We start from the raw sequence: 12,933 nt of genomic DNA on the forward strand, positions 1-12,933 counted from the left end.
AGCAAATTCTAAAGAAAACCATTAATACTGAAACTATGAATCTCACCTGGTTTGATTGGTCCATCATCCTTGCTTTGTTTATCCTCATGATGAGCATGGTATTCCTCAGCAAAAGCCTGATGAAGAGTGTCAGTGATTTTCTTGCCACCGGCAGAACCGGGGGAAGGTACATCATCTCTATGTTCCATGGTACTGCTGCTCTCGGAGCCATTACGGTTGTTGGTGCCTTAGAACAAAACTTCAATGCAGGCTTCAACTCCCGGTGGTGGGAAATGCCCACAGCTGTGATACTTGTCACGATTAGCGTCACAGGATGGGTGGTATACCGATTCAGGCAAACCAGGGCACTCACTATGGCTCAATTCTTTGAAATGCGCTATAGCCGTACCTTCAGAATATTTGCAGGAATGCTGGCTTTTGTCTCAGGTATCGTCAATATGATCATTTTCCCTGCGGTAAGTGCCAAATTTTTTATCTATTTCTGCGGAATCCCTGAGATAGGGCATCTTGGCCCCTACTCTATTACCTATATTCTTACTACAGCCGTGATGGTGCTGGTTCCACTGTACTTCATTTTTACCGGGGGACATATAGCTGTGATGTTTACCGATTTTATCCAGGGAGTATTTGTCAACATAGTATTTGTAATCATTGTCATCCTGCTGCTGGTTCAGGTAGGCTGGAGTGATATCGGAGAAGCAGTAAAATCAGCACCCACCGGGCAATCTCTTATTAATCCCTTTGATGCCAGTGATGTTCAGGACTTTAATCCATGGTTCTTCTTTATAGGAATGTTTGGATTAATCTATACCAAATTATCATGGCAGGGAAATTCCTCTTTCAATATTGCAGCAAAAAGTGCCCATGAAGCAAAAATGGCAGATGTACTTACCAACTGGCGCCTTGTTCCACAGTGGGGGCTTTTCCTGATGATTGTTCCTATTATTGCCTATACCGTTTTTCACCACGATAATTATAAGGCCATTGCTGATAATATCAATACCATGTTAGCCGGTTTTGCTCCTGCTGAGCAGAGTCAGCTTCGGGTTCCAATGGTGCTGAATTCATTATTACCCGTTGGTTTGAAAGGGGCTTTCGCTGCAATTATGCTTGCTGCAGCTATCACTTGCCATAACACCTACATGCATTCCTGGGGGAGTATATTTATCCAGGATGTAGTGATGCCAATCCGGAAGCGTCCGTTCGAACCTGCCGAACATCTCAGGTATCTAAAACTATCGATTCTTGCTGTAGGTATTACGATCTTTATTCTTAGCATCGTTTTTCAGCAAACTGAAAAGGTATTTCTATTCCTTAATATTTCAGGGGCGATATTTGTTGGAGGTTCCGGAGCGGTGATTATCGGGGGATTGTACTGGAGAAAAGGAACTACCCCTGCAGCATGGGCTGCCATGATTACCGGAGCGCTGACTGCCAGCCTGAACATCCTCCTCAACCAGCTTTTCCCCGACTTCCCAATTAACGGGCAATGGGGTTGGTTCATGGCCATGGTGATGGCTACCCTGGTCTATTTTATTGTTTCTCTGCTCACTCCCAGGAAAGCATTCGATCTTGATAAACTCCTCCACAGGGGGCAATATGCCGTAAAAGATGATACTATTAAAGGAAGTGAAGAAGTGGTAAGAGGCTGGAAAGTATTAGCACCAACAAAGGAATTTACCCGGGGTGACAAAGCGATCTATTGGGCCACCACAGGTTGGACTGCAGCGTGGGTGATTGTTTTCTTTGTCGGAACTTTGTTCTATTTCTTCGTAAAACCCTTCACCAATGACCAATGGATGACCTTCTGGCAAATATATACTTATCTCTTCCTGGGTGCATCTATCATTGTTACAGTCTGGTTCACCATTGGCGGATTAAAAAACCTGAAAGAGATGATCCATGCCCTGAGGCATAACATCCGTGACCATAAAGATGATGGATTTGTAGAGAAGAATTAATTTCAAAAACTTTAAAGAATGAACTACGGACACTTTTCAGAAGACGGAAAAGAATACATTATTACCGATCCCAGGACACCCAGTCCATGGATCAACTACATTTACAATGGAAGGTATTTTTCAACCATCTCAAATAATGGTGGCGGGATCAGCTATTTCAAGAGTCCCTTGCATGGAAGGATCACCCGTTACCGGATCAATGAGGTTCCACCTGACAGGCCAGGGAAGTATATTTATGTGAAGGATAATGACAGCGGGGAAATATGGAGTCTCACCTGGCAGCCTGTGGGCAAATCCCCTGAAAGCTATAAGGTAGCTCATGGCTTTGGATATACCCGTGCTGAATCCTCAGTAAATGAAATCAGTTCAGAAGTACTTTTCTTCGTTCCCCTGCAGGATGACCAGGAAATATGGAAGGCTACACTGAAAAACGACTCCTCCAAACCTAGAAACCTGTCCATTTACGGGTATGTTGAAATGGCACTTGGACATGCATTGGTAGACCTGATCAATCAATGTGATGATCAGCATTTTAACAGGTCATATTTCGATAAAAACCTGAATAGCATTTTCTCTACCAAAACATATTGGGTAACTCAAAGTAAAGGTACCCAGCAGCAGGAAAACAAAGAATGGGACCAGTGGACTTTTTTCACGGTCAACAAGCCGGTTACAGGATATGAGACCGTGAGAGAGCGGTTCCTGGGACTTTATCGGAATGAAAATAATCCACTTGGCATAGAGCAGGAGAATCTTTCTTGTCTCGATACCGATTTCGGCAACGTGGTAAATGCTTTAAAAATTGATATACAGCTTGCTCCGGGTGCATCGGAAGAGATTGTGTTCTCCCTTGGGGTGATTGAAAAAACACGTTTTGAAGAGCTCAGGGAAGAAAAAGTAAAGAAATATCATTCGGCAGGTATTGCTGACAAAGCCCTGGCTGAAGTCAAGCAGTCATGGGACCGCTATTTCTCCTTTACGACCGCTGAAACCCCTGATGCCAATGCTAATATTTTCCTGAAATACTGGCTTCCATACCAGGCCAGGGTCGCTTTTGATGTAGGCAGGGTAATCAGCTTCTATTACTGGGGAATTGGCCGTGGATTCGGATTCAGGGATACTTCTCAGGATACCATAGCCGTCACCATTTCCAATCCTGCCAAGGCTAAAGAGAGAATCCAGTTATTATCGCGACAAATGCGAAAAGACGGCAAAGTGTATCATCACTTCCATGGCGACGGACAGGGTGAATTCACTTACCATTGTGATGATCCGCTATGGTTTATGCTTGCCGTTACTGAATACCTCAAGGAAACCGGTGACTTCAGTCTGCTCGATGATCCGCAGCCTTTCATTGATGCACCTTCCGAATCGATCCTCAGTCATATGTTCAGTGTTGTTAACTATGCAAAAAACAACCTTGGGGCTCACGGGCTGCCGATCTTTGGACGGGGGGATTGGAACGATACCCTGGATTATATTGGTGGTGAAGAGGGAGGAGAGAGTGTATGGGGTGCGATGTTCTACGCCTCCATGCTCAATCTTTTCATCGAATTACTTGAACACCTTGGAAATCTAGAGGAATCAAACAATGTTCAGCAGGTAAGGAATGCTTTGGTGGAAGCTGTTGAGAAGCATTGCTGGGATGGAGAATGGTATATCCGTGCTTTTGGCGAGAAGAACCGCAAAGTGGGTTCAAAAGAGAATAAATATGGCAAAATTTTCCTGAATACTCAAATCTGGCCGGTATTAGCCGGATTCCCTAACCATGACAGACTGGTAACATCCATGGATAGTGTTAAGAAATACCTCGATTCCCCTGAAGGACCCAAAAAATGTACCCCGGCATGGAAAGAGATAGATCCGAATATTGGACTGGTAACCCGATGTGTCTGGGGTAAGAAGGAAAATGGCGCTGTTTTTTGTCATCCAACCACCTGGGTCATACAGGCAGAAACCATGCTGGGAAGAGGTAACCAGGCTTATGAATATTTTAAAAAGATGCTCCCAAATCGCATTGATAGCGATATTTTTGTAGCCGAGCCTTATGTGTATTCACAATATATCACCAGCAATGAACATTCAGCTCCGGGCAGGGCAAGTCATTCATGGCAGACAGGATCTGCAGCCTGGATGTACAGGGTAAGTTATGATTATTTGCTGGGGATAAGGTCAACCTATAAAGGACTTATTATTGACCCTGCAATCTCATCTTCCTGGAAATCCTATACGGTAGAAAGAGTATACAGGGGAACCCGATATAAGATTGAAGTCCTGAATCCGGGCGGAAAAGAAAAAGGTGTCACTGAACTGTGGGTTGATGGGAAGCAGATCAAAGGAAATCTAATCCCTGTATCAACAGATCCCATCTGCCAGGTAAAAGTGATCATGTAGAATAATAAAATATTGAATTACAGATGAAAAGACATCCTAGTAACCCGATCCTGACAAGAGAAAATATTCCTCCCATCCCTCCCACACTGGTAGATGTTACCAGTGTATTCAACCCCGGAGCAGTGAAAAATGGTGATACGTATCACCTGATTCTAAGAGTGCAAAGCAGATCCCGTGAAACCTTCCTGGTGATGGCAGAAAGCAAGGATGGGGTAAGCTTTAAAGTGGAGAACAAAATTGTTCATTTCCAGGGCATTGAAAAAGTCAAAGAAAAGGTATTTCATATTTATGATGCAAGAATCACCCCTTTGGATGGAAGGTTCTACATCATGTTTGCCATGGATATGCAGGATGGATGCCAGCTTGGACTTGGCGTAACTGATGATTTCAAATCCTTCGAATTTCTTGGAATCACTTCCAATGAAGATATTCGGAATGGTGTACTCTTTCCTGAAAAAATCGGGGGGAAATATTTCAGGATGGATCGCCCCAATAAATCCCGGCATTCTGGTGGGCCAACCTCAGGAAGTACCATCTGGCTTTCATCTTCTTTGAATCTGCTCGACTGGGAACCAGTTGCACCCCTTATCAATGGCCGCTTCCATTATTGGGATGAATACATTGGTTCCGGCCCACCTCCTGTGAAAACCCGTAAAGGCTGGTTGCATGTATATCACGGTGTTGCAGGGCATTTTGGAAGCTCCAACATTTACCAGGGGGGTGTCATGCTCCTTGACTTAAACGATCCGTCCAAAGTTTTGGGACGATGCAGGTGCAATATTTTAGAGCCCAGGGAGATCTGGGAATTAGCCGGACAAGTCCCGAATGTTACCTTTCCAAGCGGAATGATCGTTGAAGCTTTCGACTCAGAAGGTTTTGCCAAAGAAGATAGTGAAGTTAAAATTTATTACGGAGCTGCCGACACCGCTGTAGGCCTTGTCGTGACAAGCATTAATGAGTTATTAACAGCTGCTTTGGAAGGTGATATTCCATGATAACTTTTCAATTATCCGATAAGAGTTTTATATATATTTAACCACTCTTATCTCGTCTTCTCAATTGATCTTCCCTGCGAAAATTTGATTGGAAAATAGTCTTTTTATACCGGCTAACTGGTAGCAAGAAGATTATTTTATGGTCAGCCAAAACCCATTCCCAAAACGCAACAATTGTCCCTAATCAGGACGCATTTTTATTTTTGGAAATGTTGATTACATGCATGTACTGGTATTTCACCTACTTGTAATATCTGGCATGCTTTTGTTATTAATAAATCGCGCGCGCGTGATTAAACACATGAACTTTTTCAAAAGCTAAGCTCCTGCTCCAATATAACTCATAATCAAAACATTATGAAACCAGTATTTATAAAAGGACTTTCATTCTTCGTAATGATTGTCCTTTTTTCGTTTTCACTTATAGGACAAGAAAATAACGGCATTGAACCAGGCCGGAAGTATCCACCATTCAATCCACCTGAATCACATAATGGTTCCGGTTTGAATACTGATGCACCGGCAGGTTCCATATCTGTTGCTGAAAATGCCACCTATAACAGTTACAACCCTCAGCAACTTGTTCAGAATGTGCTGGTAACAGGGTGCCTCACTGCTACAAATGTCAGGTTCGGGTATTACAAACGCCAGGGAAACAACTGGTACTGGCATAACCATAACTGGTCATCAAATGCCGGCAACAGGCAGATGGCCTATTTCAACAAAGCTACTTCCACTTTTCCACTGGATGAAGGCATACTTTTAACAACCGGACGGGCTTCTTCGGCCATGGGCCCCAATAATACCGGTAGCCGTTCCGATCAAATAGAAGATGATGCATCGGACCCTGACCTGGCCAATATTACCAATCGTACTATGCGCGATGCTGCTGTCCTGGAATTCGACTTTATACCAGCAGGAAACACCCTTGAATTTACTTACATTTTTACTTCAGAAGAATACATCGAATACTGTGAAACTCAGTATAATGACGCATTCGGATTTTTCCTCAGCGGACCGGGAATCAATGGAACATATACCAATAACGCTGTAAACCTGGCTCTCATCCCGGTGAACATTCCAGTCTCCGTCAATACAATCCACCCTGCTGGAACTAATATAAATAACAATACTTTCCCTGCTGAAAATGCACAGTATTACCTGGATAATCCCAACGGTTCACTTACCATGCAATTTGATGGCGGAACGGTGGTACTTACTGCTACTTATCCGGTGGTCCCATGTTCTACTTACAGAATTAAAATGGCAGTCGGTGATGCTTCTGATCAGAAATGGGATGCCGGGGTGTTTTTAGGAGCCAGGAGTTTCAATTCTGAAAGCCTGAATATTACCAATTACGGCAATTTCATCCAGGATCAGAATAACATCTTTGAAGGTTGCAACAACTTCTTCAGAGTTGAAAGAGATTCATCTGACCTATCTCTGCCACAGAATGTCAATCTCATATTATCTGGTACCTGCACGAACGGAGTGGATATTCAAATTCCAGGAAACCTGCCTTTCCCTTCTGTAGTAACCATTCCTGCCAATGCAGCATATATTGACATTCCTTATATCGCCCCCACTGACGGAATCATTGATAATGGAGAAACCCTGGTTATTTCAGTGGCTACCTCATGTCCTTGTGCATCCGTTGTCCAGTATATCACCCGAACCATCGTGATCAATGAACAGGTGATCATAAATTCTGTGAACGCCATCAATGCCCAATGCAATGGACAAAGCAACGGGGCAATTACGGTAAATGCTTCCGGGGGCTCAGGGAATTATCTTTATTCAATCGATAATGGTAGTAACTGGCAAAGTCTGAACAATTTCACGGGGTTAAACGCCGGAACCTACACTATTTTAGTACGGGATCCGGGAAGTTGTTACCCGGATGCATCCGCTACTGCTGTGATTGGTGATCCCACACCTATTGTAGCTGATGCCGGACCAGATGCAGAAATTTGTCCCGGTGCAAGTGCACAATTGAATGGAAGCGGTGGTGTGATCTATAGCTGGAGCCCTTCCTATGGGTTAAATTTCACAAATGTTGCCAACCCTGTTGCTTCACCTGTCACAACTACAACTTACACACTTACAGTAACCAATGCTTCCGGGGAATGTGCATCTACAGACCAGGTAACAGTGGTTGTAAGTCCCGGACCTGTTGCTCCTTCATCAATTAGCGTTAATCGGAATATCCTTTGCAGCAATGATAACGAAAATATAACGCTGACCGCAAATGGAGGAAGTGGTAATTTATTAAGATGGTTTGCCGGCAGTTGCGGCAGTGCAACTATTGGTACCGGGACCAGTATCAGCATCCCTTCCCCTGAAATTACTACCCTATATTTTGCCCGGTGGGAAACCTCCTGTGGATATTCAGGATGTGCACAAATAACTGTAAATGTGCCCCTTCCAATCAATCTCGATAACCTTGTAATCAATAATGCCAGCTGCGAGATTGGCAATAATGGCTCTATCATCCTTGTCGCAAATGGAGGTGTATCGCCTTATTCCTATTCACTTTCACCCAACATCGGCAACCAGATAATCCCGGGTACTTTTACCAATCTCTCTCCTCAACTTTATTCAATTACCGTAACAGATGCCAATAACTGCACTTCTGTTACATCTGCCCTTGTAGAAACTTCAGCAGATACAACTGATCCTCTGATTCTCAGCTGCTCGGATCCGCAGTCAATAAATGTTCTAGAGGCTTGTTTTGGCCAGGTTCCGGATTTCACATCAGGTATTGTTGTTTCCGATGATTGCACTCCTGTAATCAATCTTATAATTAGTCAGTCTCCACCCGCCGGAAGTATTGCTCCTTTAGGAATTACACCCATAATAATTACCGTTACTGATGCATCAGGTAATTCAGCCAATTGTTCCACCAGCCTGACAATAACAGATAATCAAGGTCCAACAATTTCCGGACCTGGAAATATTATTGTTAATGCTGACCCAGGGCTTTGTTCAGCCAGTTCAGTGAATTTAGGGCTTCCTGTAGCAAATGATAATTGCGGACTTGAAAGTGTTGTGAATAATGCGCCTTCCATTTTCCCGGTGGGTAATACCCTGGTAACCTGGACAGCAACTGACCTTTCAGGATTAACAGCTACTTCAACCCAGGTAGTAACAGTAATCGACAACCAACCACCCACAATTATTTGTCCTCCTTCAGTTGTTGTGAATGCTGATCCAGGGCAATCCTTTGCAAGTGGCGTGAATTTAGGAACTCCCGTAACTTCAGACAATTGTGGAGTTGATACGACCTATAACAATGCTCCTTCGCAGTTCCCTGTGGGTAGCACTTTAGTTACCTGGACTGTGATTGATATCAATGGACTATCAGCTACTTGCACTCAAACCGTGGTTGTGATTGATGATGTTGAACCTATTGTCCTTTGCCCGCCAACGATTGAAGAGGAATGTATAACTGTGGTTCCTGCCTCCTACTCAAGCTACTTAGAATTTGTGGCAGCAGGAGGATCGGCAACAGATAATGATGGAATTGATCCTGCTAGTTTCTTCCTGGTTAGCGAAACTTCCAATAACATGGAATGCCCGGAAATTATCAGCAGGGTTTATGCAGTGGCTGATATCAATGGAAACTATAATTATTGCACTCAGTATATCATTGTGGATGATAAAACTGATCCTTTGCTTACTCCACCGGCAAGTGTAACCGTTGATTGTGCAGCCGTTCCCGGAATAGGGATTGCTACAGCAACAGATAACTGTGATCCAGATGTCACTATTACGTTTGAAGGTGAAACTCAAACACCAGGCTCCTGTCCGGATGCCTATACCCTCACCCGCACATGGAAAGCAGTGGACAACTGCGGAAATGAAGCCACTGCCAGCCAAATCATCACCGTTCAGGATGTGACTGACCCGATATTAACAATTCCGGAAGATATTACCGTTGAATGCTCAGCTATTCCTGCTTTGGGAACTGCTGTGGTTACTGCAACCGATAATTGCGATACAGAAGTCACGATTACATTTGAAGGGGAAAACCAGACTCCCGGTGCTTGTCCGGATGCTTATACAATCACCCGCACCTGGAAAGCCGTGGACAACTGCGGAAATGAAGCCACAGCCAGCCAAATCATTACCGTTCAGGATGTGACTGACCCGGTACTGACGGTTCCTGAAGATATAACCGTTGAATGTTCTGCGATTCCTGCCCTGGGAACTGCTGTTGTTACAGCAACCGATAATTGTGATACAGAGGTCACGATTACTTTTGAAGGCGAAACCCAAACTCCTGGTGCTTGTCCGGATGCCTATACCCTCACCCGCACCTGGAAAGCCGTGGACAACTGCGGAAATGAAGCTACAGCCAGCCAAATCATCACCGTTCAGGATGTAACTGACCCGGTATTGACAGTTCCGGAAGATATAACCGTTGAATGCTCTGCGATTCCTGCCTTGGGAACTGCTGTTGTTACAGCCACCGATAATTGTGATACAGAGGTCACGATTACTTTTGAAGGCGAAACCCAAACTCCCGGTGCTTGTCCGGATGCCTATACAATCACCCGCACCTGGAAAGCCGTGGACAACTGCGGAAATGAAGCCACAGCCAGCCAAATCATCACCGTCCAGGATGTAACTGACCCGTTATTAACGATTCCGGAAGATATTACCGTTGAATGTTCTGCAATTCCTGCCCTGGGAACTGCTGTTGTTACTGCAACCGATAATTGTGATACAGAAGTCACGATTACATTTGAAGGCGAAACCCAGACTCCCGGTGCTTGTCCGGATGCCTACACCCTCACCCGCACCTGGAAAGCCGTGGACAACTGCGGAAATGAAGCCACAGCCAGCCAAATCATCACCGTTCAGGATGTGACTGACCCGGTATTGACAGTTCCGGAGGATATTACCGTTGAATGCTCTGCGATTCCTGCCCTGGGAACAGCTGTGGTTACTGCAACCGATAACTGCGATACGGAGGTCACGATTACTTTTGAAGGAGAAACCCAGACTCCGGGTGCTTGTCCGGATGCCTATACCCTCACCCGCACCTGGAAAGCGGTGGACAACTGTGGAAATGAAGCCACAGCCAGCCAAATCATCACCGTTCAGGATGTAACTGACCCGGTATTGACGGTTCCTGAAGATATAACCGTTGAATGCTCTGCGATTCCTGCTTTGGGAACCGAAATCGTCACAGCCACCGATAATTGTGATACGGAGGTCACGATTACATTTGAAGGCGAAACCCAAACTCCCGGTGCTTGTCCGGATGCATACACCCTTACCCGCACCTGGAAAGCGGTGGACAACTGCGGAAATGAAGCCACAGCCAGCCAAATCATTACCGTTCAGGATGTAACTGACCCGGTACTAACAGTTCCGGAGGATATAACCGTTGAATGTGATGCAATTCCTGCTTTGGGAACGGCTGTTGTTACAGCAACCGATAATTGTGATACAGAAGTCACGATTACATTTGAAGGCGAAACCCAGACTCCCGGTGCTTGTCCGGATGCCTACACCCTCACCCGCACCTGGAAAGCCGTGGACAACTGTGGAAATGAAGCTACATCCAGCCAAATCATTACCGTTCAGGATGTAACAGATCCTGTATTGACCGTTCCGGAGGATATCACAGCTGAATGCTCTGCGATTCCTGCTTTGGGAACAGAAATCGTTACTGCTACTGATAACTGCGATACGGAAGTCACGATTACTTTTGAAGGCGAAACACAAACACCTGGTGCATGCCCGGATGCCTATACAATCACCCGCACCTGGAAAGCCGTGGATAACTGCGGAAATGAAGCTACAGCCAGCCAAATCATTACCGTTCAGGATGTGACTGACCCGGTATTGACAGTGCCAGAAGATATAACCGTTGAATGTGATGCAATTCCTGCTTTGGGAACCGCTGTTGTTACTGCAACCGATAATTGTGATTCTGATGTTACCATTACTTTTGAAGGAGAAACCCAAACTCCCGGTGCTTGTCCGGATGCCTATACCCTTACCCGCACATGGAAAGCAGTGGACAACTGTGGAAATGAAGCCACAGCCAGCCAAATCATCACCGTTCAGGACGTAACTGACCCGGTATTGACGGTTCCTGAAGATATAACCGCTGAATGTGATGCGATTCCTGCATTGGGAACTGCTTTCGTTACTGCTACGGATAATTGCGATACGGAGGTCACGATTACCTTTGAAGGCGAAACCCAAACTCCTGGTGCTTGTCCGGATGCCATACCCTCACCCGCACATGGAAAGCGGTGGACAACTGTGGAAATGAAGCCACAGCCAGCCAAATCATCACCGTTCAGGATGTAACTGACCCGGTATTAACGATTCCGAAGATATTACCGTTGAATGCTCTGCGATTCCTGCCCTGGGAACCGCTGTTGTTACTGCAACCGATATTGTGATACGGAAGTCACGATTACTTTGAAGGCGAAACCCAGACTCCTGGTGCTTGTCCGGATGCCTATACCCTCACCCGCACCTGGAAAGCCGTGGACAACTGCGGAAATGAAGCCACAGCCAGCCAAATCATCACCGTTCAGGATGTAACTGACCCGGTATTGACAGTTCCGGAGGATATAACCGTTGAATGTTCTGCGATTCCTGCTTTGGGAACTGCTGTTGTTACTGCAACCGATAACTGTGATACAGAGGTCACGATTACATTTGAAGGCGAAACCCAAACTCCTGGTGCTTGTCCGGATGCCTATACCCTTACCCGCACATGGAAAGCCGTGGATAACTGTGGAAATGAAGCCACTGCCAGCCAAATCATCACCGTTCAGGATGTAACTGACCCGGTATTGACAGTTCCAGAGGATATAACCGTTGAATGCTCTGCGATTCCTGTTTTGGGAACCGAAATCGTCACAGCTACTGATAATTGTGATACAGAGGTCACGATTACATTTGAAGGGGAAACCCAGACTCCCGGTGCTTGTCCGGATGCCTATACCCTTACCCGCACATGGAAAGCGGTGGACAACTGCGGAAATGAAGCTACAGCCAGTCAAATCATCACCGTTCAGGATGTAACTGACCCGGTATTGACGGTTCCGGAAGATATAACCGTTGAATGCTCTGCGATTCCTGTTCTGGGAACCGAAATCGTCACAGCCACTGATAATTGTGATACAGAAGTCACGATTACTTTTGAAGGCGAAACCCAGACTCCCGGTGCTTGTCCGGATGCATATATTCTCACCCGCACCTGGAAAGCGGTGGACAATTGCGGAAATGAAGCCACAGCCAGCCAAATCATCACCGTACAGGATGTGACTGACCCGGTACTAACAGTTCCGGAGGATATAACCGTTGAATGTGATGCGATTCCTGCTTTGGGAACTGCTGTTGTTAATGCAACCGATAACTGTGATACGGAAGTCACGATTACTTTTGAAGGAGAAACCCAAACTCCCGGTGCTTGTCCGGATGCCTATACCCTCACCCGCACCTGGAAAGCGGTGGACAATTGTGGAAATGAAGCACAGCCAGCCAAATCATCACCGTTCAGGATGTAACTGACCCGGTACTGACGGTTCCTGAAGATATAACCGTTGAAT

At 45.5% G+C, this 12,933-nt stretch carries 5 protein-coding genes; all 5 read left to right on the forward strand.

Translation table 11 applies throughout. The features are described 5' to 3' along the window. The first annotated feature begins 35 nt into the window (after positions 1-35). The 5 genes from IPH84_13180 (at position 36) to IPH84_13200 (ending at position 12,891) form a co-directional block, all read left to right on the forward strand. Entirely contained in the window at positions 36-1,961 is a 1,926-nt protein-coding gene (locus IPH84_13180; GenBank protein MBK7174155.1) for a sodium:solute symporter, read from the forward strand. An 18-nt stretch (positions 1,962-1,979) separates the two neighbouring features. Then, entirely contained in the window at positions 1,980-4,355 is a 2,376-nt protein-coding gene (locus tag IPH84_13185) for a glycosyl transferase family 36 (protein MBK7174156.1), read from the forward strand. 23 nt (positions 4,356-4,378) lie between these two features. Continuing rightward, on the forward strand, positions 4,379-5,350 hold the full coding sequence (locus IPH84_13190; protein ID MBK7174157.1) for a glycoside hydrolase family 130 protein: 972 nt from the start codon (positions 4,379-4,381) through the stop codon (positions 5,348-5,350). A gap of 357 nt (positions 5,351-5,707) precedes the next feature. Next, a complete protein-coding gene (locus tag IPH84_13195; protein ID MBK7174158.1) occupies positions 5,708-11,680 on the forward strand; it encodes a choice-of-anchor L domain-containing protein in 5,973 nt (1,990 codons plus the stop codon). Between the two features lie 182 nt (positions 11,681-11,862). Next, on the forward strand, positions 11,863-12,891 hold the full coding sequence (locus IPH84_13200) for a hypothetical protein (protein MBK7174159.1): 1,029 nt from the start codon (positions 11,863-11,865) through the stop codon (positions 12,889-12,891). The last annotated feature ends 42 nt before the right edge of the window (positions 12,892-12,933 follow it).

The organism is Bacteroidales bacterium, from assembly GCA_016707785.1.
Taxonomy (GTDB): Bacteria; Bacteroidota; Bacteroidia; order Bacteroidales; family UBA4417; genus UBA4417.